The organism is Sphingopyxis sp. (assembly GCF_965227415.1).
In the GTDB taxonomy this organism is placed as follows: domain Bacteria; phylum Pseudomonadota; class Alphaproteobacteria; order Sphingomonadales; family Sphingomonadaceae; genus Sphingopyxis.
On the sequence record NZ_OZ245749.1, the window covers coordinates 3,868,286 to 3,892,020 of the forward strand.

Below are 23,735 nucleotides of genomic sequence, written 5' to 3' on the forward strand. Positions count from 1 at the left end.
GCTTCAGTGCGGGTTCTCACATTGCCCGTGGTCGCCGAGCGCCTCGATCACCCGGCAATCGCCCGCCAGGCCGCCGCGGCAGCGGCCGATGATGCGGGCGAGTTCGTCGCGCAAGACCGACAGTTGCGCAATCTTCTCCTCGACCTGGGCGAGATGGCTGGTGGCGATGCGATCGGCTTCGCCGCAGTCGCGGTCGGGGTGATCCGACAGATCGAGCAGCGAGCGGACTTCGTCGATCGTAAAGCCGAGGTCGCGCGAATGGCGCACGAAGCTGAGCCGCGATCGATGCTCGGTACCATAGCTGCGGTAGTTTGCGTCGGTGCGCGCGGGCGCCGGAAGCAGCCCGATCCGCTCATAATAGCGGATCGTTTCGATGTTGGTGCCCGTGGCACGCGACAGCTCGCCAATTTTCATCGCTTGACCCTGTAGTTGCTACAGACTGCATATAGGAGGCCGACTCGAAGATCCAAGGAGGTTTCCCCACGGGAACCGGCCGGACAAACAAGGAGGTTTCGGCGATGGCCGATCAATGCTGTGCAGGCAAAAGCGGCAAGACCGCGCTCAACGATCCGCGCTGGCGGCGCGTGCTGTGGATCGCGCTGGTCATCAATGCTGCGATGTTCGGGGTCGAGATCGTCGCAGGCGTTGCCGCGGATTCGCGTGCGCTGCAGGCCGATGCCCTCGATTTCCTGGGCGATGCCGCCAATTATGCGATCAGTCTGGGCGTTGCGGGAATGGCGCTCGCTTGGCGCGCTCGCGCCGCGCTGCTGAAGGCCGCGACGATGCTGGCTTTCGGGCTTTGGGTCTTTGCGTGGGCGGTCTGGGGTTTCATCGTCGGGGCAGCGCCGCATGCCGAGACGATGGGGCTGATAGGCGCGCTCGCACTCGTGTCGAATGTCGCGGTCGCACTGATGCTCTATCGCTATCGCACCGGTGACGCGAATATGCGGTCGGTGTGGATATGCTCGCGCAACGATGCAATCGGCAATCTGGCGGTGCTGGCTGCTGCGGTGGGCGTATTCGGCACGGGACAGGGCTGGCCGGACCTGCTCGTCGCGGCGATCATGGCGGGCCTCGCGATCTGGGGCAGTCTGGACGTGTTCCGCCACGCACGCAGCGAACTGGCGGTCGTTAACGACGCCACCTGACGGCGACGAGCGACAGCCTGATTTTCGCCACTATGCCAATGCCGCCGCCCGGCATATTGTGCGCCGCACGATGGCGGTAAAATTTACCTTACAGATCATCGGCACGGGCGGCCCCGCCGGGCGCCCCGGTCGATATGCGTCCGCCCGATGACGGAGCCCGCGCAGCCTTCCGCCGCGCCGGGCGAATATGTGCTGAAACCCCATGAGCAGCCGCTCATTCCCGGTTCGCCGGCGACTCCCGACCATCCCCTCCGCCGCCGTCAGGCCTATTTTGCGATCGGCCTTTTTCTGGGGCTAGTCAGCGGGTTGCAGAACGGATTGTTGCTGGCAAATCTGACGGTCCTGCAAGGCCATATGGACCTGACCCCCGTCGATTCGGGCTGGATCACCGTGGCATATAACGTGACCAACGCGTGTATGAGCATCTTGCTGTTCAAGGCGCGGCAGCATTTCGGCATCCAGCGTTTTGTCCGCGTCACCATGATCGCGCTGTTGGTCGCCAATTTCGTGCAATTGTTCGATGCGGGATATCATGTCGAACTGATTTCGCGCGGCCTGGCGGGCATCGCGGCGAGCGGGCTCGCGACGCTGGCCATATTCTATATGTTCCAGAGCCTTCCCGGCCCCAAAAGAATGCTGGCGCTGATATTGGGCATCGGCATGGTACAGGTCGGGCTGCCGCTGGCGCGCGCGATATCGCCCATGCTGGTTTACGACGGCGATATCGGAAGCCTGTTCGCATTCCAGTTCGGACTGTCGCTCGTTGCCGTCGGACTGGTCAATATTTTGCCGCTGCCGCAAGGGATCAAGGTCCGTGCGTTCAACCGGTTCGACATGATCAGCTTTCCGCTGCTCGCGGTCGGGGTCGGGTTGCTGTGCGTCTTTTTCGTCCAGGGCCGCATCCTGTGGTGGCCGACGCCCTGGCTTGGGGGCGTGTTGGCCTTGTCGGTCGTGTTGATCGGTGCGTCGTTCCTGGTCGAACATAACCGTCTTCACCCAATGCTGGAGACGCGCTGGATGGCGAGCAGCGACTTGATCAAGCTGGCGCTAAGCGGCGCGCTGGTTCGTGTTGTCCTGTCCGAGCAGAATTTCGGCGCGACCGGCCTGCTCACCACCTTGGGGCTGGTCAACGACCAGCTCGTGACATTTTATGCGATCACGGCGTTTGCCGCGTTTCTGGGGGTTTTTCTGCCGCTGGTGCGGCTCAATCCCATGGATCTGCGAATGTCGACGCTGATCTCGCTGGCGATCATCGCGATTGCCGCCTTTGCCGACACGCATTCGGGGCTGATGACGCGCCCGATCAACCTGTATCTGACGCAGGCGGCGATCGCCTTTGCCGCCGTCTATTTCATCGGGCCGATGCTGATGGAAGGGTTCTTGCGCGCGCTGACGCGAGGGCCGTCTTATGTCGTCAGCTTTCTGGCGCTCTTCAATCTGTCGCAGACGGTGGGCGGTCTGGCGGGCACCGCCGCGCTGTCGGCCTTTTTCACGATCCGCGTCAAAGAGCATCTGATGACGCTCGGCCTCAGCCTGCCGACTGACGACCCGGGGTTGGTGCAGATCCTCGGCGCGCTGGCGTCGGGCCGGACCGGCACGCTCACCGATCCCGCGTTGCGAGCCGCGGTCGCTGGCGGCGATGTCGTTCGCGAAACGGCGCGGCAGGCGGCGGTGCTCGCCTATAATGACGTATTTTTCGTCATCGGCACCTTGTCGGCGCTGGGTTTCCTGATCATCTTCGCACGCTGGCTCAACGACCATCGGCGCGGTTACAGCCCGCTGGCTGCTGATCTCTCCAACCTCCAGAAAATGTTGGCGCAACGACAATGAGCGACACCGAAAACAAGCCGGCGACACCGAAATCTGCGCCTGCCGCGCCGCCCGCTCCCGTACCCGCGCCACCGCCGGCGGAGCCCGCGGCTTCGGCGGAGCCCGGTTGGCGGCCCGATCGCTCGCGTTCGCAGATCATCCTGTTCGCCGGGATCATCCTGATCGGAGCGCTCGCGATCCTCTATGCCTGGGGCCTGCCGCCGTTCCGCTCCGACAGCCAGACCACCGATAATGCCTATGTCCGCGGCCAGACGACGATCATCGCGCCGCAGGTCGGCGGTTATGTGACGCAGGTGCTGGTGCAGGATTTCGAGCATGTCGCGGCGGGGCAAATCCTGGTGCGGATCGACGACAGCATCTATCGTCAGCGCGTTGCGCAAGGCGCGGCGAACATCGCGGCGCAAGCGGCGAGTCTCGACAATAGCGAGCAAAGCAGACGCTCGGCCGAGGCGCAGGTGCGGTTGCAGGATGCCGCCATCACGAATGCGAGCGCGCAGCTTCAACGCGCGCAGGCCGACATGCGGCGCGTGAGCGAACTGGTCGACGCCGGATCGGTGTCGCTGCGCGAGCGCGATCAGACGCTCGCGGCGCTCCGCCAGGCCGAAGCCGCGGTGCGTCAGGCGCAGGCTCAGCGACAGATCGCGCTCGAACAAGTCCGCTCGGTCACTGTCGGACGCGGCGGGCTTGAAGCGGGAGTGGAAAATGCCAAGGCGGCGCGCGGCCTCGCCGACATCGACCTTGGGCGCACAGTGATCCGCGCGCCGCGCTCAGGCAATCTCAGCGAAGTGGCCGTGCGCGTCGGCCAGCTCGTGAACCCAGGCACGCAACTGATGTATCTGGTGCCCGAAACGCATTGGGTCGTCGCCAATTTCAAGGAAGCACAGACCGCAAATATCCGCACGGGCCAAAAGGCGCGGATGCGCATCGACGCGCTCGGAGATGCCGAGTTGAACGGCACGGTCGAAAGCGTCGCCCCCGCGGCGGGGAGCGAGTTCAGTGTCATCAAGCCCGACACCGGATCGGGCAATTTCGTGAAGGTGCCGCAGCGGATCGCGGTGCGCATCCGCATCGATCCGGGGCAGGCGCTCGCAAAGAAGCTGGGGCCGGGCATGTCGGTGATCGCGACCGTCGACACGGATAGCGGCCGGTGAAACGCGCCGGGCTTTTGCTGCCGCTGCTTGTCGCGGGCTGCGCGCCTGCGATGACGGCGCGGCCCGAAGCGAGCATCGTCGCGCCGCCAGCCGACTGGCGGACGGAGGTCCCTGCCGACGGCGCGATCGAACGCCTATGGTGGGCGCGGTTCGGTGATCCGCAATTGTCGGCGCTCGTCGAACAGGCGCGAGCGAACAACAGCGACCTTGCGATTGCCGCGGCCCGCGTTGCCGAAGCGCGCGCGCAGGAACGCGTCGCGCGGTCGCTGCTGCTGCCCAGCCTGTCGGCGAGCGTACCGGGTTCGGAGGCGCGAACGGTTAACGCTTTCGGCCAGCCGAGCGAAAGCACGTCGGGACAGCCGACGTTTCAGGCAGCCTATGAAGTCGACCTGTTCGGCGCGAATGCGGCGCGGCGCGATGCGGCGCGCGCGAGCGCCGCGGCGTTTGCGGCGGCGCATGAAGCGGCGACGCTGTCGGTCAGCGCAGCCGCGGCGAGCGGATATATCTCCCTGCTGGCGCTCGATGATCGGCTCGCCGTGCTCAGGGAGACGCTGGCCCAGCGCGGCGAGGCGCTGCGTATCGCGCGTGACCGCGCCGAGGCGGGCTATACCTCGCAGCTTGAACTGCGGCAGTCCGAAGCCGAATATCGTGCCGCCGAGCAGCAGATTCCCGCGATCGAAGCGGCGATCGCGCGGCAGGAAAATGCGCTGTCGCTGCTCGTCGGCGACACGCCGCACGCGATTGCGCGGGGTGCAAGCTTTGATGCGCTTGCGACACCCGCCGTGCCCGCCGTCATTCCGTCCGAACTCCTTCGCCGCCGCCCCGATATTGCACAGGCCGAATATTCGGTGGCGGCGACCGACGCGAATTTGCGCGCCGCGCGCGCTCAGTTTCTGCCGCAGATCCGCCTGACGGCATCGGCTGGCGCCGCTTTCTCGACGCTGATCGGCGACCCGATCAGCATCTGGTCGGTCGGCGGCAGCATTCTCGCGCCGATTTTTTCCGGCGGGCGGCTGGAAGGCCAGTTCGACGCCGCGACCGCGCAGCGCGACCAGGCGGCGTTCGCCTATCGCAAGACGGTGCTCACCGCGTTTCGCGAGGTCGAGGACCAGCTGGCGCTCATCGACCGGCTGGGGTTTCAGGAGCAAGCGCTTGTGGCGCAGCGGACGGCGGTTGCCGACGCGTTACGCCACGCGACCAACCGCTATCGCGCCGGCTATTCGCCCTATATCGAGCAGATTGACGCGCAGCGGGCGTTGCTGTCGGTCGATCTTTCGCTGATCCAGCTGCGCGCAGACCGGCTGACAGCCTATGTCGCGCTCTATCAGGCGCTCGGCGGGGGCATCGACGGAGCATGACCGGGGCACCGCCCCTCGCGCCGTGGACGCGCGGCGACTGGCTGTCGATGCTGCGGACGATTTCCGACCCGGTTCTGCGGCACGGCGCGGCGGGGACGCTCAAGGCCGCGATGCCGGTCGAAGCGCCCACGGGCGGGGAGGGGCGGCGGCTCTTTGCGCATCTCGAAGCGTGCAGCCGCACGCTTGCGGGGATCGCGCCGTGGCTTGAACTCGGCGGGCTCGAGGGCGACGAGGCGCGCCTGCAAAGCGAAGCGCGCGTCCAGGCGCAGGCGCTGGTCGCGTCGATCGCCGATCCCGCGTCGCCCGACCATCTGAACTTCGGCACCGGAATGCAGCCGCTCGTCGATACGGCCTTTCTTGCGCAAGCCATCCTTCGCGCGCCGACAATCCTGTGGAATGACTTGCCCGGGCCGGTGCGCGGCAATATCCTTCGCGAACTTGCCGCGGCGCGGACCATTGCACCGCCGGTGAACAACTGGCTGCTTTTCGCGGCGATGATCGAAAGCCTGTTTGCCGTCATCGGTCTCGATTTCGACCGGTCGCGGATCGACCGTGCCATCCGCCAGTTTGACGCATGGTATGTCGGCGATGGCTGGTATGCCGACGGGCCGCTCTTTCATTTCGATTATTACAACAGCTTCGTCATCCATCCCTTTCTGCTCGATATCTTGCGCGTCTTCCCGCGCGATACCGAGTGGGCGGAGTTCACGCGCAAGCAGGTCGTCCGTGCGCAGCGCCATGCTGCGCAGATCGAACGGATGATCGGCGCGGATGGCGCGATGCCGGCAATCGGACGCTCACTGTCCTATCGCTGCGGCAATCTGCACCTGCTCGCCCAACTTGCAGTCCTGCGATTGCAGCCGCGACAACCGGAGGTCGCAAGGGTTCGCGAAGCGATGGCGCGCGCGATATCCCGCAGCCTGTCGGCGCCGGGAACGTTCGACGCCGACGGCTGGCTGACGATCGGCTGTTGCGGGCATCAACCGGGGCTGGCGGAAGATTATATCTCGACTGGCAGCCTCTATCTTTGCACGCTGGCGTTCCTGCCGCTGGGGCTCGCCCCCGGCGATGCTTTCTGGGCCGCCGATCGGGTCCCGACGACCGGCGATACAGTCTATGGCGGCCACGACGCGGTGCCGGACCACGCGATCGGCGAATAGCAGCGCGCGTTTGATGCAGCGCGCGTCTCGCGTCTTTGAAACCCGGCTTGCTCTAACGCCGCGTCGCGCCGTAATCGATCCTGATACGGACCCAGGTGCCGACCATGGGCCGTCCGCCAAGTCGCGGAGGCCGCACCCTGAACTGCCACGCGGCGGCCAGCACGGCGCGATTGATCTGTGACCCGTTCGGATATTCGTCGAGCCCGACGCAATCCTCGACACGAAAATCCGGCACCGTGCGGCAAGCGATCAGACCCCAGCCGGGCCCGCTGGCGGTCGACAAATAACCGCGCAGCTCGTCATCTCTCGGCTCGCGATACCAGGCTGCCGCATAGAGCGGCTCGCCGTTCGGAGCCGTTCCCACGCGCTCCGTATCTCGGGATGCGGGTGAGCCGCCTGTGTTGGGCGGTCCATAGACCGCCCCACCCGGCGGACGAATTGCGGTCGGCGGCGCGGCAGGCGAGGGCAGCTTTGGCACCGGCATTGCTATGGGGGGCGCGGCTTTGGGTTCGGCGGCTTGCGGAGGCAGCGGCTCTTCGGTCGCGGGCTGTGGCGGCGTGGGCTGCTGCTCGGTCTTCTTTTGCTCCGGGCTACTCGGCTCGGGCGATTCCGCCGCAATCTCGGTGGCCGCAAGGCTCACCACACTGACGCGTGCCTCCTTGCGGTCGGACTCCTTCTCGAAACCAAATGAAAGCAGCAGGAGCAGCAGGAGCGCCGGGATCAGAACGGCCAGGGCAATGGCAAGCGCACGGCGCCCCGCCCCGATGCTGAGCTGTTCGACGTAGGGAGTGGCTGGAACAGGGCTCAGCTGAAGCAATCTTTGGTGGCGGCGTCCGCTGGTCAATGTGCCCGGGGCTACGATCGCTGGGATAATGGGGCGCGTGGTCTTTGACAAGGGCGGGTGGCGTCCGATGAACGGAACATGCTCCGAATAGCCACAAACCGGCGATGGCGGTGCTGGGCGCTGATAGGTCTGCTCTGCGTGGCAAATGTGTGCGACGTTCGCGCGAGCACATTCGAGACGTGCATTGAGGCGTAGAATTTGCCAGATCGAAGGGCAGGGAACGAATTTCGCGGATGGGGATGTGAATTGACCAGATATTGCGGCCAGTGTGGCGCGGCAGTGCCAGCCACAAATCGCTTCTGTCAGAATTGTGGAGCCGAGCTCGCCTCGACTGAGGAAGGCGTAGCGTCCGCGCCAACGGGTATTCCGTCGGCTGCCCCTGCCCCTGCCCCTGCCCCTGTCCACGTCCGGCAGGCATCCACCGCATCGACGGCCCTTGCGTTGCCGGGCGCGATGCTGGTCAATCCGATCACCTTTTTCCTGGCTTACGCGCTATTGATGGTTCCAACCTACGTGTTGCCGTATTTTGGCTCGAACTCGGCGTTACTGAATAGCGTGGGGGTAGCGGCAGGGGCGGGAGCGCTTCCGCAGTTCTGGCTTCATTTGATCTTCCTGTATCTATTGATCGCGATCAGCTGGATCCGCGGGGGTGCGATCGGCAAAAACTGGCTACCGGTTCTTCCTGGCATAGCGGCGCTGTTTGACTTGATGCCAGGTCTCAACTGGATTCCGCTGGTGCCTACGGTACTCCATGTCGCCACAGTGATCCTCGGTGTGAAAGGCCAGCAACAGGATATCGACGGTTCGATCCTCGCACGTCGGGTATTGCTCGCGCTGGTCGGCCTCGGCGTTCTGGTGCTGCTGATGATTTATCAGGCAACAAATTTTGCTGGCGGCGGCGGCGCGTCTGAGGACAGAGATCGTCCGACCGACACGCCTTCTGTCCATTCGGATTCGAACACACAGCCGCCGCCCGCTCTTCCCGCGCAGCCCCCGTCGAATGTTCAATCGCAAGGCAAGCTTCCTGATTTTCTGACGGGTCGCTGGTCGACGAAGGAGAGCTGCAACGGGGTCGGCTCAGACCTGGAAATCGTTGTCACTCCCGACAAGATTCAATTCTACGAAGCCATCGGGCGCGTCCAGTCGGTGACCCAGGATGGTTCCGACTATCTGGTCACTCTTGAGATGGAGGGCGAGGGCCAGCGCTTCGCTTCAAGATTGCGGGTCATGCCGTCCGCAGACGGGCGGTCGTTCGAAACAACCGACCCCGATCATCTCGACGTTCCGCCGACAATCTATTTCGAGAGCGCTCTGAACTGCGATCAGTTGATCGCCAATTAGACCATCTTTCTTGCGCTGATAAGCACGGCGGCGGCTACACGAGCGCTGGATCACCCAGCCCGAGACCGGGACTTTCTTGCCATTTGAGGTCATCACCCCCAAGAACCCACCGCTTCTCGTAAACGTGACGGTTTTCCAAGCGCCTGCCGAGTCAGTTGGCCAGTTTTGATCGAATAGGCGAACGACCATCTGGTCGGCCGATTGCGAAACAACAGTTTGGACGATGCGCCATGAGCTAGTTGGCAAGCTTTCCACCTATCGCCGATCTCGGTCAGTCTGTTTTCAGAACCGCACTTGGAAAGGCAGACCTCGACGATTTTTTGGAAATGGGGAGGCCGCGCCCGAAAGTGATTGAGTGCGCTGGGGTTAAATACTCACAGCCTCGCGTCCATAATAGGTGTCCGGGCCCCATTTCTTCTGGAGGGCTGGTAAACTTGATTTCTGCAGCCGAGTTCCTTCGGTCGTCTTTCCCATCCCCAGCAGGCACCGTCCTTTCACATTGTCCACCCAGGCGGTGCGCCAAGCATCGTCGGGGTAGTCCGCAGCCATGACCGGCCGTGCCTCCGCGAGAAGGGGCAGGGCTTCTTGATAGCGACCCGATGCGCAGTAGAGATCTGCCAAGTCGGTCAAAACAGGAGCGAGATTCCGATGCTTATGTTCGCGAGCGGGCTTTAATGCAGTCAGAAAGGCTTCTTCCGAGCGCTTCCGGTTCCCGACGCCTCGCTCAGCCAGAGCCAAATTCGCGTAAATGAAGGCGAGATCGTCATGCGTCACATCTCTCTGACTCAAGTTGATGCTGAGCGCTCTCCTGAGATTGGGGAGCGCTTCGACAAAATGTCGTTGCTCCAGAAGCACCCGCGCAAGATTGTTCAAAGTCGCCGCAACGTCCGGATGATTGGGGCCGAGGACCGCCTCATCATGCTTGATAACTTCCTTGTAATAGCGTGCAGCTGATGATCGATCCCCTTGCATATAAGCGATATTGCCAAGCTCGTTCAGGTTTTGCGCTACCTTCGGGTGACTTTTCCCTTGCAGGGAGCGGCGCAATCGCAAAGCGCGTTCGAAAGCAATCCGCGCCTTTTCCAGCTGGCCGGAAAAAAAGTAGTTGAGACCCAAAGCTTCCAGATCGCGGGCGATATCCGGGTGATCCGCGCCGACCCGCTCGACGTCCAACTCGACGGCCTTTCGGATATCCTGCTCGGCCTCTTCATATTCTTCCATGGCTGAGTAAGCTTCGCCCCGCCCAATCAACAGTTTGGAAATCAGGTCTCCAGCAGCGGCGCCCCGGTTTGAAACCAAGTCGAGGGCCCTGGAATATCCTGCTATCGCGGGTTCATAGTGCCCTTGCAGCGTGTCTGACGCGGCCAGCACGGCATATTGGCGAGCTTTTGCATTCGGGTCGGTTTGAGCCAAAGTCAGTGAGCGCCGGATCGTGCTGTCAGCCTCCTTATACAGGCCTAAGCTTAGATAAACTTCGGCCAAGGTCGTCATCAATTCGGCCTTCACGGCCGGTTCCGTCTTCAACTCTGTCGCAAGCCTTGCGGCACCCCGATCCAATATCTCTCGCGCAGTAATTTCTTCGCCGCGAGACTCGGCTGGGTCGGCCACTTCGAACAGTGACTTGACGAAGGTCACCGTTCGCTCGGCGGTCATTGTCTTCTGACGTGCCAAGTCGCGCTGCTCGATGGCGTCGGCCCGCGACAAGAAGGCAAAGACCGCCAGCCCAGAGGTAAGGACAAGTCCAATCGAAGACGCTGCTGAAATTGCCAGAAGACGTCGCTGACGTCGCGCTGCTTCGCGTCGGCGAAGTTCATCGAATCCGACGCCAAGAATGCCAGCGATCAGCTTTAACTTGGCGTTCTGCTTGCCGTCACCGCCCGCTCGCAGGTCTACGGCTAACGGCTCGCTGCGGCTTTCCTCGAGCAAGGCAGCGGGCAGCGCTTCAGACGCCGGATCCATGCCACTTTTTGATGAAGCGCCCGGTTCACCACCGACAATCGCGCAGTGGATATGCTCCTCGCCGCCAAGACGACGAAACTCCTGAATTTCCTGATTAACCCAGCGGGATTGTGCGCCGTTAGGCGAACAGATTACGATCAGTGTTGCAGACTGCTCCAGCGCCGCCACGACCGAGGCTGCAAGATCGCTTGAGCTGGCAAGCTCTTCGCGATCCATGAACACGGGTGGCAGCTTTGCACCGAGAATACCCAGCCGAGTTTGACGCCCGCGAAGAGACGTCGGAATCGAATAGGTTTCAAGCGCGTGGTGAAGCCATTTCGCCGAGCGCTTGTCCAAATGATTATAGCTGATGAAGGCGCTATATCGGAACCTTTCGGCCTCTTCGTCGGAAATGCCTGCCTTCTGGATTTGTGTCTCGCCCCCAGTCGTCGCGTTCACGGCGCGTCTCCCATCGCAACTCCCCGATAAAATTTACCGAAACCATCGATTCGCCGACAGCGCAGTATCGAGCAGCCGACATCATGACCGAGTGCCGAAAAATTCGGACATATTGCGGCAAGGGGGATCAGGTCTTCCCACACCCAACAAATCATCGCGCAATTCTCGGCCTTACGCTGGCTTCAAGATGACGTGGTTCCAAGGACCCGACGCAACAGCCCTTTTATCCTCGGCAGCGCCCGGTCAGCTACTGGCGCGGCTCAAGCGCGGCGCGGAACGACGACGCATCGCAAAGCCCATGGCGGCAAAGCCCATCAACATCATTGCCCAAGTGTCGGGCTCCGGCACACCGTTTTGAAGGCTCAATCCCGAAAACTTGGCCGGTATGAAGAATGAACGGCTGCGCGAGATTTGTTCGTTCACTGTGCCATCGGGCAGCGCATATCCCGACAAGGCCGATCGAGGATTTACTGCAAGAACCTGAAATCCACCCTCTGTTGGCGTCAGGATCAAAGAGCTGTTGGAGATGAAACAGGTCTGAGGGGTGTAGCAATCTTGAAAGAGTGCCGTGATGACGCCAGTCAACGAATCCACCGTCACGCTGCCGAACAGCGAATAGGCATCATTACCAAAATCATCAAAACCCAGGTCATTATTCAATCCGGGCGAGACGACCGTCCCCCCATATTGTGCCAGCGAGCTGACATCATCCAGCGGGACCTTGTCGGTGCCAAAGGACAGAAGAGCGTTTCCATAGACGATGACTTGGTTGAGCGGCCCCTGTCCGAAGTCCACAGAATAGCCGAGCGCGACGGGAGAACAATCCAATGCGTCGAGGTCGCAGTAGCCGTTCAACTCCATGGCTGTTGGATTGTCTGGATCGCTGCGATCAATCACAGTTCGCCTGGCTTCGGCGGTGCCCGTAATCGCTGAAAAGAGGAAAACGGTCGCTGCAATCTTGGCTAGAAACGGTCGCATAAGGCTCACTCCCAAATACCCACAGGTCCAAGTGAGGGAGACGGTATGCGGCCTTGCTCTCGAATTGAGCGCCCCTCCCGATTTCCCCCTCATACAGGCCAGCCTACTTAGGGAAGGTCTGCGAGACGCATGGTCCGGGGGCGATCGATATGCCGGAGGCGACCTCCCCGGCGGTATAGAGCGCCCCATCTCGCTCCGACTCTCACTTAAGAGACTGCTGTAACTTTTTGTTACTATCTTATTAATATTAAACTCGCAAGCCGAGCATCGAACCGCGTCCCGTGAGCCATCGGTCGCTGCTATCGCAGCACACTAAGGTCGATGCCGTACCCGGCTTGGCAAATTGGTTGCGCTGTCCTGCCTGGCACCGGACATCGTGACAGCCATCATCGAAGGTCGGCAGCCGGCGACGCTGACTGCGAAGTTGCTACCGGCGAACGATCTGCCGATGCTCTGGCAGGAACAGCGTAGGGCGCTCGGCTTCTCGCCTACTGCCGACTGCAGCCAGGAAATTGCCCGGCCGAGACCAGGCTTTTTTTGGCCTGGTGACAACAGCGAAACTGAGGGTGTCTGGCTGCTCGCTCAGATCGGCGGCGCGCAAGTGGCGTAGAAAGGCGCGCCTTTGCGGCGCAGCCAATTTATCCTGCTGATTATTAGTGTCCTACCGGACTGTATGGTGCGGTCGAGAAGACTCGAACTTCCACGGCCTTTCGGCCACAACGACCTCAACGTTGCGCGTCTACCAGTTCCGCCACGACCGCACATCATGATGGTCCGGACGGGTCCGGTACCAGGTAGGAGCGGGCGCCTAGCAAAGCTTTCCGGGCGATGCAAGCGAGCTTCGCGGCTTTTATTTTCCGCAGGTGCGAAGGCGCGGTTCCGCGGCTTGGGCCGGTGTCACCAAATCGACTCAAAAGAGTCACCTTACTGTCATCGCTCTGGCGTCAGACCGTCATCGAATCACCCTAGTGGCGGCGTCACCGGGGGCGAAGTAACGATTCCTCTTTCGTTTGCCGGTGGTTTTTCATTGCGCCCAACCTGCGCACACCGGGAACGGAGACTTTCATGGCGGCCTTTGCACGCGTTCGTTTGATCATGCTTACCAGCGTGGCCTGTTCCACTCTCGCCGCCTGCGGTGCCGACGACATCGCGTCGCCCGGCGAAGGCGGCACGATCATCATCAATCCGACGCCCACCCCCACGCCGACGCCGACTCCCACGCCGACCCCGACGCCTCCGTCGGTGACGCCGGCGGCCGGCTGTCCCACGATCGCTGCCGGTAGCCTGACCGACAGCGGAACGATCACCAACGCGTCGGTCGGAAGCTTCCGCGTCTGCACTCTGCCGTCACGGATCACCGGCAATGTCACGCTGCCGAAGATCGCTGGCCTGGTCTATCGCATGAACGGTCGCGTCGATGTCGGCACCGACCAGGGTCCGACGACCACCGGCACGACCAGCGTCGTGCTGACGATCGAACCGGGCGTCATTCTGTATGGCGAATCGGGCCCGTCGTGGCTCAACGTCAATCGCGGCAATTCGATCCAGGCCGTCGGTACGCCGACCCGTCCGATCGTCTTCACCAGCCGTGACAATGTTCAGGGGCTGAACACCGAAAACTCGTCGGGCCAGTGGGGCGGCGTCGTCCTGAGCGGCCGCAGCCAGATCACCAACTGCGCCAGCGGCACCGCGGCTCCCGGCACCACCGCCTGCGAACGCCAGACCGAAGGTTCGGTCGATCCGGCGCTATACGGCGGTGCAAACAACACCGAAAGCAGCGGCCGGATGAGCTATGTCCAGATCCGCTTCTCGGGCTACATCCTGTCGGGCAACAGCGAGCTTCAGTCGCTGACGCTGCAGGGCGTCGGTTCGGGCACGCAACTCGACCACATCATGTCGTACAACAGCTCGGACGACGCGATCGAGATCTTTGGCGGCCACGCCCATCTGAAGCATTTCATCGCGGTCGGCGCCGAGGACGACAATCTCGACACCGACGTGGGGACGAAGGCGAACTTCCAGTACGGCATCGTCGTGCAGCGCCCGAATGTGGGTGATGCGTTGATCGAAGCGGACTCGGACGATGCGCTCGACGCCGACAATCCGCGCCAGAACACACGCGTTGCGAACTTCGTCTTCTATCAGAATTCGCAGAACACCTCGTCCGACCAGGCATCGATCCTGCTGCGCGGCGGCACCGACTATGCGATCTACAACTCGGTCGTCGTAAGCCCGAACAACCCGTGCCTGCGTATCAGCCGCGCACAGACTGCTTCGGGCACGCAGAATGCCGCCGTCGACGAATTCGGCGCGCCGATCTTCCGTTCGGTCCTGATGCAGTGCGCAGGGACCAAATATATCGGCAGCAACGGCCCTTCGGCAACCGATGTCCAGACGATCTTCGGCTCGGGTACGAACGGCAACAGCGATGCCTACACGCCGACGCTGACCAGCCTCTACATCAACGGCGCGACCGAGACCGCGGTCACTCCGTTCAACGTGTCGACGCTGAATGCCCAGACGTTCAACGGCATCGAACTGACGCGCGCCGGCTTCTTCGACAGCACGACGTACATCGGAGCGGTCAAGGATGCGACCGACACCTGGTTCCAGGGTTGGACCTGCAACAGCGGGACCGCCAACTTCGGCACCACCAATTCGGGTCTCTGCACCTCGCTGCCGACGACCTGAGGCATTGGCTTCAATGGAGAGGGAGCGGTGCCAGCCGCTCCCTCTCGCATATGTTTTGAGTTTTTCAGGATTTTCAGGATCCTAAGGGGTGACCGTCATGTCTAAGCCGATCCGGCTCATCAGCATGTTGTTGATTTCGACCGCGCTTGTTGCGCCTGCCACGGCGATGGCGCAATCCGATCCCGCTGCGGAAACCCCCGCGCCGCCGGCAACCGATCCTGCGGCCGAAGCCCCCGCCGACACGGCCGCCGACGCCGCGCCCGCCGAGGAAGAGCTCGACGTTTCGATCCCGGGCGGCGAGATCGTCGTGACCGGCCGCCGCAACGCCAATGTCGAGCGCACCGCGCCGCAGGTCGTCTCGGTCCTCGGCGCCGCCGACATCGCGCGAACGGGCGAAGGCAATATCGCAGGCGCGCTCGGCCGCGTCACCGGCCTCAGCGTCGTCGGCAATGGCTTCGTCTATGTCCGCGGCCTTGGCGACCGCTATTCGCTCGCGCTCCTCAACGGCTCGCCGCTGCCGAGCCCCGAACCGCTCAAGCGTGTCGTCCCGCTCGACATTTTCCCCAGCGGTATCATCGCCTCGTCGTTGGTGCAGAAAAGCTATTCGGCGAACTTCCCTGGCGAATTCGGCGGCGGTGTCATCAACCTGACGACCAAGGCGGTCCCGCGCGATCCGTTCCTCACGATCGGTGCGAGCATCGGCGGCAATTCGGAAACGACCGGTCAGCTCGGCTACACCTATTATGGTTCGAGCAGCGACTGGACCGGCTTCGGCGACGGCGAACGCAACCTGCCGCCCGCGTACAAGGCGTGGCGCGCCTCGGGCCTGCGCATCAACGACCCGACCGTGAACCAGCAAGCGATCGCCGGCCAGTTCGTGACGGCGCGCAACGCGATCGTCCAGCGCAACGACAATATGCCCGTCAACTGGGGCGCCAACATCACCGGCGGCAAGTCATGGACGCTTGGCGGCACCGAAATCGGCCTGATCGCGACGGCCGGTTACACCAGCAAGTGGCGCACGCGTGACGTGACGCAGCAGACCGCTAATGCGCTCGATCTGTCATCGCTGAACACCGACATCAACCGCGTGATCACGGACAATCGCGTCGTCGTGAACGGCCTTGTCGGCCTCAGCGCGGAATTTGGCGAGAACAAGGTCCGCTGGACCACGCTCTATATCCGCGACACGATCAAGCAGGCGCGCCTTGGTGCAGAGGACCGTCCGTTGAGTTCGGACGCGAACCCCGGCGTCAGCTTCATGTATCAGGACACGGCCTGGTTCGCGCGCCAGCTGTTCAACACGCAGTTCGTTGGCGAATTCCAGCCGTTCGACGACCTCAATGTCGAGATTCGCGCCGGCTATGCGAACTCGCAGCGCGAGGCGCCGTTCGAGCTGAGCTTTCTCTACAGCCGCTCGAACAGCCCGACCGATCCCTACGGCCAATTCTATACAAACACGCTGAACACCGGCCAGCGTCCGGGCAGTGCGACGATTGCCTTCTCGGATCTCAACGAGAATCTCTATTCGGCCGGCATCGACTTCACCTATGAGATCACGCCGACGGTGAAGGCGGTCTATGGCTATGCGTTCAGCGATACCGCCCGCGTCACCGAACGCCGCGACTTCCTGTTCCAGGGCAACAACAATATTCCGCTTGGCGTTTCGTTGTTGCGTCCTGACCTGCTGCTCTCGCAGACGGTGATCTGTTTCCCGCCGCTGAGCCCGCCGGTCAATCCCAACTGCCCGGCCAACCCGAGTCCGACCGGCATTTCGCTGGTCGACAGCACCGGCTCGAACCCGACTTTCCGGGCAATCCTGCGCAACCATGCGGGCTATTTCCAGCTACAGGCCGATCTGCTCGACGGGCTCAACCTCAACATCGGCGCGCGCTACGAAACGGCAGTGCAGCGGGTCAACGCAGTCCAGGTCTATGCCGTCAGCCCGACGCTGCCGCCGGCAACCAACCTCGATCGCAGCTATCTGCTTCCGGCGGCGACGCTGACCTATGAAGTCCAGCCGCAGATGCAGGTCCGCCTCAGCGCGTCGAAGACGATCGCGCGCCCGCAGTTTCGCGAGCTGGTGTTCCAGTCCTATTATGATCCGGACACCAACCGCAGTTTCCAGGGCAATCCGCAGCTCGTCGACAGCCAGCTGTATAATGCCGAAGGCCGCTTCGAATGGTATTTCGCGCCGGAACAGCGCCTCTCGATCGGCGGCTTTTGGAAGCGTATCAAGAATCCGATCGAAACCTATGCCAGTTTTGACGGCAACACGGTCACGACCCGCTTCGCCAACGCGCCCGAAGCGTCGCTTTATGGCGTCGAGTTCGAGGTTCAGAAGCATTTCGACCTCAGCGGCTGGGGCGACGGCTTCTTCGCCAACCGGCGCGCGGTGTTCATCGGCAACTACACCTATTCCAAATCGAAGCTGAAGGTTGCCGCGGACGATCCGGTCCAGGCGTTCCCGTTCACGGGTGCGACGCTGGCCAGCCAGTTCTTCCGCGACGGCGCGCCGCTGACCGGCCAGTCGGACCATCTGGCCAACGTCGAGTTCGGCCTCGAGGATACCGAAAAGCTGTCGCAGCAGACGATCCTGATCTCCTATGCGTCGGACCGCATCACGCGGCGCGGCCCGTCGGGCCAGCCCGACATCTTTGAAAAGCCCGGAATCCAGCTCGACTTCGTCGCGCGTCAGGGCTTCCCGATCTTCGGCAAAGAGCTCGAAATCAAGTTCGAGGCGCGGAACATCCTGGGCACGAAGTACAAGGAAATGCAGCAGAGCGGCGATAACATCATCTATTACAACCTGTACAAGCCCGGCACGACCTTCTCGCTGGGCGCGTCGCTGAAGTTCTAAGAGGTCCCTTGCACGCCATCCCGGTTCCGGCCGGGATGGCGACTGCGACCAGTCGTTGCCTGCAGACTCGCCCGACTGCCAAAAAACTGTAATCTTATCGTCAACTGATTGTCACCTATCGCCCCTAGGCGATTCGCGAGACCATTTTTTCAGTTGGGGGGCAGGGACGATTTCATGGTGACGCTGATGTCCGGATCGGCCGTTCGGTCGCCGCGCGCGCTGCCGTCGTGGCTGCGTGTCGGCAAACGGACGCCGCGCGACGTTGCGCCGCTGCTGCTCGTCGGCCTGCTTGGCGCCGCGCTCGTCTGGCAGAGCGTGAGCCTGCTCTGGACGTTGATCGTCCCGCTCTCGCCGCTCGGCGCGTGGCAGCCGCAAACCGCAGTGATCGCTTCGCTGGCCGAGCGGCGCGCGCTGTTCACCAGCATCGATCCTTTCTTTCGTGGTACAGCGCAGGGGCCGGCGACCGCTACGGTGACGTCGGCGGGGCTGTCGCTGTTCGGGATCAATATCAACGAAGCAACGGGCGGCGGCTCGGCGATCATCGCGGCCGAGGACGGTATCCAGAACAGCTATGCCGTGGGCGACGAGATCGCGCCGGGCCTGCGGCTGGTGGGCGTCGCCTTCGACCATGTGATACTCGATCGCGGCGGCACCCGCGAAACCCTGTTTATCGATCAAAGCGGCGGCGCCGACAGTGGCACCGTTGCGCCGTTGCCCGCGCCCACACCCGAAGTCGGGTCGGCGCCCGCCGCTGGCGCACCGGCAGGCGGCGAATTGACGCCCGACGCGGTGAAGGCCGGCGTCGGCTTCACGCCGCGGGCCGAGAATGGCAAGATTACCGGTCTGGTCGTTCAGCCGCAGGGCGACGGTTCGGTTTTCCGCGCTGCGGGTCTGCGGCCCGGCGACGTCGTTCATTCGGTCAACGGGCGCCCGATCGGTTCCGCAAGCGATGCCGCCGCGCTTGCCAACCAGCTTACGCCCGGCGCGCGCCTCTCGATCGAGGTCGAACGCGGCGCGAACGTCGTACCCATCGCCCTCATCCTCTCGAAGCAATAGGTTCTATGCGTCTCAAACTGTCTTTGATGCTCGCCGCCGCGCTTGTTTCCGCCACCCCGGGGCCAGCGTTCGCGCAATATACGCTGAACGTCCGCGACGCTGACATCCGCGCCTTCATTCAGGATGCGGCGCGGATTACCGGGCGCACTTTCGTGATCGACGGGCGCGTCAACGGCAAGGTGTCGGTCGTCACCGACCGGCCGCTGTCGCGCAGTGAATATTTCGAAATCTTTCTGTCGACGCTCCGGTCGAACGGCCTCGTCGCGATACCGGGACCGAACGGCGCCTATCGCATTCAGCCGATCGACGGCGCAGCATCGCAACCGGGCCGGATCGGAAGCGACCGTGCCGCGCAGAACCAGTTCGTAACCGAAATCATCCGGCTGAAACATATCGATGCCGTTGCGGCGGTCGAAACATTGCGTCCGCTCGTCAGCGCGCAGGGCTCGCTGACTGCGAACCGCAATGCGAACAGCCTGATCGTCGCCGACTTCGCGGACAATATCCGGCGAATTCGGTCGCTCGCATCGAGCATCGACCGTGACACGTCGACCAGCCAGATCGTGACGCTGAAAAACGCCGGTGCGCGCGAAATCGCCGCGGCGCTCACGGCGCTCGTTCCGGCGGCGGGTGAGGGCGCGAAGTCGCCGCTTGCCATCGTTCCTATCGACAGCAGCAATGCGATTGCGCTCCGCGGCGATCAGGCGCTTGTCGCGCGCTTTGTCGCGATGGCGAACGACCTTGATGCGAAAGCAGCGGGGGGAACCGAGCTTCGGGTCTATTGGCTGGAACACGCCAACGCCGAAACCTTGCTCCCGACCTTGCAGCAGCTCGTAGGCGGGGGCAGCGACCCGGTGCAGAAAGCCGGCCTTTCGCCCGCGACGTCGTCCTCTTCGTCATCCTCGGGTAACGGCGGCGCAGCGGCACCGGCGGCCGCAACGACGACGACCCCGACGTCGGTCAGCGGCTCGGGCGGCAGCATCGCCACGCGCGGCCCCGCGATCGTCACCCGCTACGAAGGCGCCAACGCGATCATCGTCGCCGCCAACAGCGAAGTGCAGCGGATGCTTGGCGAGCTGATCCGCCAGCTCGACAGCCGCCGCGAACAGGTGCTCGTCGAGGCGATCGTCGTCGAGATCGGCGACGATGCCGCGAAACGCCTGGGCGTCCAGTTCCTCCTCGGCGGCAAGAATATCCCGTTCGTTGCGACCAACTACAGCAACGCGCAGCCGAACATCTTCACGCTCGGCGGCGCCTATGCTGCGACCAAATTGACCGAGGACAAGACCACGGTCGATGGCACCACGGTCGTGACGCAAACGTCGAGCGCGCTCGGCAGCACCCTTCAGGAAGCGGCTGCGGCGTCGCTGCTGACGGCAACCGGCGGCTTTGCCGGCTTCGCGGGCGATATCGGCAAGAACACCATTTTCGGCGCGATCATCAATGCGGTGAAATCGGACACGACGTCGAACCTGCTCGCGACGCCGCATATCGTCACGCTCGACAATCAGGCGGCGAAATTCCTGGTGGGTCAGGAAGTGCCCATCACGACGGGCGAAGCGCTGAGCGACAATTTCGACAATGCGTTCCGCACTGTCCAGCGCGAAGAGGTCGGTATCAAGCTGGAGGTCACGCCGCAGGTCAATGGCGCGGGCGAGGTGAAGCTGTTTCTGCGCCAGGAGGTCTCGAGCGTTGCGGGACCCGTGTCGTCGCGCAACAGCGACCTGATCATCAACAAACGCTCGTTCGAAACGGTGCTGACCGTCGACGATGGCGAGATTTTTGCGATCGGCGGCCTGCTCAACGACGACGAGCGCAAGACGATCGAGCGCATCCCGCTGCTCAGCGATATTCCGCTGATCGGCGAACTGTTCAAGTCGCGCAGCCGATCGCGGTCGAAGACAAATCTGATGGTCTTCATCCGCCCGACGATCCTGCGCAACCGCGAGGATAATGCCGCGCTCACGGCGCGTCGGTACGGCTATATCCGCGACTTCCAGCTGAAGCGGAATCCCGACGAAGAACCCGCAATCGATACGCTGGTGCGCGACTATATGGGCGCCGTTCCGCCCATTCCGGTCGCGCCGACGGCCGCCGATGTCACCATCGGTCCGGTCAATCTGCCCGAGCTGCGCGGTCCGGACGGCAAGGTGGTGAGCACCGACGTGCCGCCGTCGGTATCGCAGGCGCCCGCACCCCCGCCCGGAGAGTATCCGTGACAGACATCGAACCGGCGGCGCCTCCCCCGGCGCCGGTTGATATCCCCTATGGCTTTGCGCGAGCGCATGGCGTCGTGATTGCGCCCGACGGCGAAGGGCGATGGCTCGCGACGCTGCGCGAAGGCAGCGACCCGGCGGTGCTGATCGAGGTAAAGCGGCACCTTGCGCAGTCGATCCGCGTTGCAACTGCGAATGTCGGCGATTTCGACCGGCTGCTGTCCGACCATTATGCCGTCGACAGCTCGGCGGCGGCGATGGCGGGGTCGCTCGACGGCAACGACATCGATTTCAGCTTGCCGAGCGCGGAAGATCTGCTCGACAGCGCCGACGACGCGCCCGCGATCCGTCTGATCAATGCGATCATCGCCGAAGCGGTGCGGCAGGGCGTCAGCGATATTCATATCGAGCCTTATGAAAGCGGGCTCGTCGTGCGGATGCGTACCGATGGCGTATTACGCGAACATCTGCGCATGCCGCCCCACGTTGCTCCGGTCATCGTCAGCCGCATCAAGGTGATGGCGCGCCTCGACATTGCCGAACGCCGCGTTCCGCAGGATGGGCGCATCGGGCTGACGCTCGCGGGCAAGGCCGTCGACGTTCGCGTCTCGACCCTCCCGAGCAGGGCGGGAGAGCGCGTGGTGATGCGTATCCTCGACAAGGAGACAGCCGGGATCGATTTCGACGTCCTCGGGCTGGTCGGAGAGGCCGACCGCATTCTCCGCGAAGCGCTTGCGGAGCCGAACGGTATCATCCTCGTCACGGGACCCACCGGTTCGGGCAAGACGACGTCGCTCTATGCCGCGCTCAAACAGCTCAACGATGGCCAGCGCAATATTCTGACGGTCGAGGATCCGGTCGAATATGCCGTCGATGGCATCGGCCAGACGCAAGTGAACAGCAAGGTCGGGCTGGACTTTGCGGCGGGACTTCGCGCCATCTTGCGGCAGGACCCCGACGTCGTGATGGTCGGCGAAATCCGCGACCGCGAGACCGCCGACATTGCGGTGCAGGCGTCGCTGACCGGGCACCTCGTGCTCTCGACCGTTCATACCAACGATGCCGTCGGTGCGATCACCCGCCTCAAGGACCTGAAGGTCGAGCCCTTCCTGCTGGCTTCGACGCTGCGTGCGGTGATCGCGCAGCGCCTTGTTCGCAAGCTCTGCGACAATTGCCGCGAACCGGTGCAGGCCGACAACAATGTCGCGGCGGTGCTCGGGCTCGACATCGGTACCGTAGTATGGCGCGCGAAGGGCTGCGATCAGTGCGGCAATACGGGTTTCAAGGGCCGCATCGGGGTGTTCGAGGCAATCAAGGTCGACGAGACCGTTCGCCGTTACATCTATGCCGGCGGCGACGAATCGATGATCTCGAAACACGCCTTCCTGAAAACGCCGACGCTCGCTTCGGCGGCGCGGTCTATGGTCGCCAAGGGGCTGACGACCCCCGAAGAAGCCATCCGCATCGCGCGGCGCGAGGATGTCGATGCCTGATTATCGCTATGTGGCGATCGATCCGCACGGCCGCGAGCGCAAGGGACGGCTGACCGCCGCGAACGACGATGCTGCGCGCGCGGATCTGGTCCGCCGCAAATTCCATATCGTCGCGGTCGAGGAGGCAGGGACCAAGCCGGCAAGCGGTCGTTCGCTGTTGGCGTTTCGCCGCGACAAGCTGGGCCGCCAGGAACTGGCATTGTTCACGCGCCAACTCGCGACGCTTGCCGAGGTCGCGCCGCTCGAGGAAGCGCTCCGAACGCTCACGCGCCAAAGCGAAGCCGAAAGCGCGCGAGCGGTGATCGGCGACATTCACGCCGGCCTGCTCGAAGGCCGACGCCTCGCCGATGCGATGGCGCGCCAGCCGGCGAGCTTCCCGCCGCTCTATCGCGCCATGGTCGCGGCGGGCGAAACCACGGGCAGCCTGACCGTCATCCTGGCGCGGCTCGCCGACCTGCTCGAGCGCCAGGCAGAGGTGCGCGGCAAGCTGATCGCGGCGCTGGCCTATCCGATCGTGCTCGCGATCGTGGCGATGGGCGTCGTCACCGCGCTGATGATCTTCGTCGTCCCGCGCGTCGTCGAGCAATTCAACGATGTCGGGCAGCAACTGCCTTTCCTGACACGCGCGGTGATCGCGATATCGAGCTTCGCCGCGAACTGGTGGTGGCTTGTGGCATTGCTGATCGCCGCCGCAATCTTTGGCTGGGTAACGGCGATGCGTCGTCCGGCGTTCAAGGCTTCGGTCGATGCACGCCTGCTCCGCCTGCCGCTTTTTGGCCGGTTGCTGCGCGACCTTTACGCCGCACGGTTTGCGCGCACGCTCTCGACCATGGTGTCGAGCCGCCTGCCGCTGGTCGAGGGGCTGCGGCTTACGGTGCCAACGATCCGTAACAGCGCGCTCGCCGCCGCAACGGCGGGCATTGTCGATCAGGTGCGCGCGGGCGGCAGTCTGTCGGCGGCGCTCCGCGACGCCGGAGTCTTTCCGCCCTTGCTCGTCTATATGACGGCGAGCGGCGAGAGCGCCGGGCGTCTGGAGCAGATGCTCGAACGCGCGGCCGACTATCTCGAACGCGAATTCGACCGCTTTACGGCCGCGTCCATGGCGCTCCTCGAACCTGTCATCATTGTCGTCATGGGATCGTGCGTCGCGCTCATCATTCTTTCCATCCTGCTTCCGATCCTCCAGTTGCAGAACCTTGCAGGTCTATAATA

General features: G+C 63.2%; 17 protein-coding genes and 1 tRNA gene. 13 read left to right on the forward strand and 5 right to left on the reverse strand.

The features are described 5' to 3' along the window. Positions 1–3: 3 nt before the first annotated feature. Positions 4–414: a MerR family transcriptional regulator gene (locus ACO055_RS18835; protein ID WP_422060373.1), complete on the reverse strand. Its 411-nt coding sequence runs from the start codon at positions 412–414 to the stop codon at positions 4–6. A gap of 104 nt (positions 415–518) precedes the next feature. Between ACO055_RS18835 and ACO055_RS18840 the strand changes: the two genes are divergently transcribed. The 5 genes from ACO055_RS18840 to ACO055_RS18860 all read left to right on the forward strand — a co-directional run bounded on the left by ACO055_RS18840 (position 519) and on the right by ACO055_RS18860 (position 6,647). Beyond that, positions 519–1,148, forward strand: coding sequence for a cation transporter (locus ACO055_RS18840; RefSeq protein WP_422060374.1), 630 nt, complete (start codon positions 519–521; stop codon positions 1,146–1,148). 147 nt (positions 1,149–1,295) lie between these two features. Further along, a complete protein-coding gene (locus ACO055_RS18845; RefSeq protein WP_422060375.1) occupies positions 1,296–2,978 on the forward strand; it encodes an MFS transporter in 1,683 nt (560 codons plus the stop codon). After that, a complete protein-coding gene (locus ACO055_RS18850; RefSeq protein ID WP_422060376.1) occupies positions 2,975–4,129 on the forward strand; it encodes an HlyD family secretion protein in 1,155 nt (384 codons plus the stop codon). The genes ACO055_RS18845 and ACO055_RS18850 overlap by 4 nt, the downstream gene beginning before the upstream one ends. After that, the gene (locus ACO055_RS18855; RefSeq protein WP_422060377.1) at positions 4,126–5,487 is read left to right on the forward strand and encodes an efflux transporter outer membrane subunit; all 1,362 of its coding nucleotides are present in this window, start codon (positions 4,126–4,128) and stop codon (positions 5,485–5,487) included. Before ACO055_RS18850 ends, ACO055_RS18855 begins: the two co-directional genes overlap by 4 nt. Continuing rightward, positions 5,484–6,647, forward strand: a complete 1,164-nt coding sequence (locus ACO055_RS18860) for a DUF2264 domain-containing protein (RefSeq protein WP_422060378.1) — start codon at positions 5,484–5,486, stop codon at positions 6,645–6,647. The genes ACO055_RS18855 and ACO055_RS18860 overlap by 4 nt, the downstream gene beginning before the upstream one ends. Positions 6,648–6,699: 52 nt before the next feature. On the opposite strand, the gene ACO055_RS18865 is transcribed toward ACO055_RS18860, so the two are convergent. Beyond that, a complete protein-coding gene (locus tag ACO055_RS18865; protein WP_422060379.1) occupies positions 6,700–7,464 on the reverse strand; it encodes a hypothetical protein in 765 nt (254 codons plus the stop codon). Between the two features lie 480 nt (positions 7,465–7,944). Here ACO055_RS18865 and ACO055_RS18870 point away from each other — a divergent pair, with 480 nt between their 5' ends. Further along, on the forward strand, positions 7,945–8,832 hold the full coding sequence (locus ACO055_RS18870; protein ID WP_422062506.1) for a hypothetical protein: 888 nt from the start codon (positions 7,945–7,947) through the stop codon (positions 8,830–8,832). Positions 8,833–9,198: 366 nt separating this feature from the next. Here the strand turns inward: ACO055_RS18870 and ACO055_RS18875 are convergent, their stop codons facing one another. After that, positions 9,199–11,229, reverse strand: a complete 2,031-nt coding sequence (locus tag ACO055_RS18875; RefSeq protein WP_422060380.1) for a tetratricopeptide repeat protein — start codon at positions 11,227–11,229, stop codon at positions 9,199–9,201. Positions 11,230–11,472: 243 nt separating this feature from the next. Next, positions 11,473–12,207: a PEPxxWA-CTERM sorting domain-containing protein gene (locus tag ACO055_RS18880; RefSeq protein WP_422060381.1), complete on the reverse strand. Its 735-nt coding sequence runs from the start codon at positions 12,205–12,207 to the stop codon at positions 11,473–11,475. 376 nt (positions 12,208–12,583) lie between these two features. On the opposite strand from ACO055_RS18880, the gene ACO055_RS18885 reads away from it, so the two are divergent. After that, positions 12,584–12,817 (forward strand): hypothetical protein, encoded by a 234-nt coding sequence (locus ACO055_RS18885; protein WP_422060382.1) that lies wholly within the window; start codon positions 12,584–12,586, stop codon positions 12,815–12,817. Positions 12,818–12,881: 64 nt separating this feature from the next. Here ACO055_RS18885 and ACO055_RS18890 read toward each other — a convergent pair. Further along, positions 12,882–12,968 (reverse strand) — tRNA-Leu (locus ACO055_RS18890). 304 nt (positions 12,969–13,272) lie between these two features. Between ACO055_RS18890 and ACO055_RS18895 the strand changes: the two genes are divergently transcribed. The 6 genes from ACO055_RS18895 to gspF all read left to right on the forward strand — a co-directional run bounded on the left by ACO055_RS18895 (position 13,273) and on the right by gspF (position 23,733). Next, positions 13,273–14,898 (forward strand): hypothetical protein, encoded by a 1,626-nt coding sequence (locus tag ACO055_RS18895; protein WP_422060383.1) that lies wholly within the window; start codon positions 13,273–13,275, stop codon positions 14,896–14,898. Positions 14,899–14,995: 97 nt separating this feature from the next. Next, on the forward strand, positions 14,996–17,758 hold the full coding sequence (locus ACO055_RS18900; RefSeq protein ID WP_422060384.1) for a TonB-dependent receptor domain-containing protein: 2,763 nt from the start codon (positions 14,996–14,998) through the stop codon (positions 17,756–17,758). A 174-nt stretch (positions 17,759–17,932) separates the two neighbouring features. Next, the gene (locus tag ACO055_RS18905) at positions 17,933–18,814 is read left to right on the forward strand and encodes a type II secretion system protein N (RefSeq protein WP_422060385.1); all 882 of its coding nucleotides are present in this window, start codon (positions 17,933–17,935) and stop codon (positions 18,812–18,814) included. 5 nt (positions 18,815–18,819) lie between these two features. Further along, positions 18,820–21,033, forward strand: a complete 2,214-nt coding sequence (gene gspD, locus ACO055_RS18910) for a type II secretion system secretin GspD (RefSeq protein ID WP_422060386.1) — start codon at positions 18,820–18,822, stop codon at positions 21,031–21,033. Next, positions 21,030–22,523 (forward strand): GspE/PulE family protein, encoded by a 1,494-nt coding sequence (locus ACO055_RS18915; protein WP_422060387.1) that lies wholly within the window; start codon positions 21,030–21,032, stop codon positions 22,521–22,523. The genes gspD and ACO055_RS18915 overlap by 4 nt, the downstream gene beginning before the upstream one ends. After that, positions 22,516–23,733 (forward strand): type II secretion system inner membrane protein GspF, encoded by a 1,218-nt coding sequence (gspF, locus tag ACO055_RS18920; RefSeq protein ID WP_422060388.1) that lies wholly within the window; start codon positions 22,516–22,518, stop codon positions 23,731–23,733. The genes ACO055_RS18915 and gspF overlap by 8 nt, the downstream gene beginning before the upstream one ends. Positions 23,734–23,735 lie beyond the last annotated feature (2 nt).

Excerpts from the sequence above, each read along its gene's own strand:
- ACO055_RS18895 (WP_422060383.1), top strand. The coding sequence starts at position 13,273 with ATGGCGGCCTTTGCACGCGTTCGTTTGATCATGCTTACCAGCGTGGCC.
- ACO055_RS18870 (WP_422062506.1), top strand. The coding sequence starts at position 7,945 with ATGCTGGTCAATCCGATCACCTTTTTCCTGGCTTACGCGCTATTGATG.
- ACO055_RS18905 (WP_422060385.1), top strand. The coding sequence starts at position 17,933 with ATGGTGACGCTGATGTCCGGATCGGCCGTTCGGTCGCCGCGCGCGCTG.
- ACO055_RS18850 (WP_422060376.1), top strand. The coding sequence starts at position 2,975 with ATGAGCGACACCGAAAACAAGCCGGCGACACCGAAATCTGCGCCTGCC.
- ACO055_RS18835 (WP_422060373.1), bottom strand. The coding sequence starts at position 414 with ATGAAAATTGGCGAGCTGTCGCGTGCCACGGGCACCAACATCGAAACG.
- gspD (WP_422060386.1), top strand. The coding sequence starts at position 18,820 with ATGCGTCTCAAACTGTCTTTGATGCTCGCCGCCGCGCTTGTTTCCGCC.
- ACO055_RS18845 (WP_422060375.1), top strand. The coding sequence starts at position 1,296 with ATGACGGAGCCCGCGCAGCCTTCCGCCGCGCCGGGCGAATATGTGCTG.
- ACO055_RS18880 (WP_422060381.1), bottom strand. The coding sequence starts at position 12,207 with ATGCGACCGTTTCTAGCCAAGATTGCAGCGACCGTTTTCCTCTTTTCA.
- ACO055_RS18900 (WP_422060384.1), top strand. The coding sequence starts at position 14,996 with ATGTCTAAGCCGATCCGGCTCATCAGCATGTTGTTGATTTCGACCGCG.
- ACO055_RS18840 (WP_422060374.1), top strand. The coding sequence starts at position 519 with ATGGCCGATCAATGCTGTGCAGGCAAAAGCGGCAAGACCGCGCTCAAC.
- gspF (WP_422060388.1), top strand. The coding sequence starts at position 22,516 with ATGCCTGATTATCGCTATGTGGCGATCGATCCGCACGGCCGCGAGCGC.
- ACO055_RS18860 (WP_422060378.1), top strand. The coding sequence starts at position 5,484 with ATGACCGGGGCACCGCCCCTCGCGCCGTGGACGCGCGGCGACTGGCTG.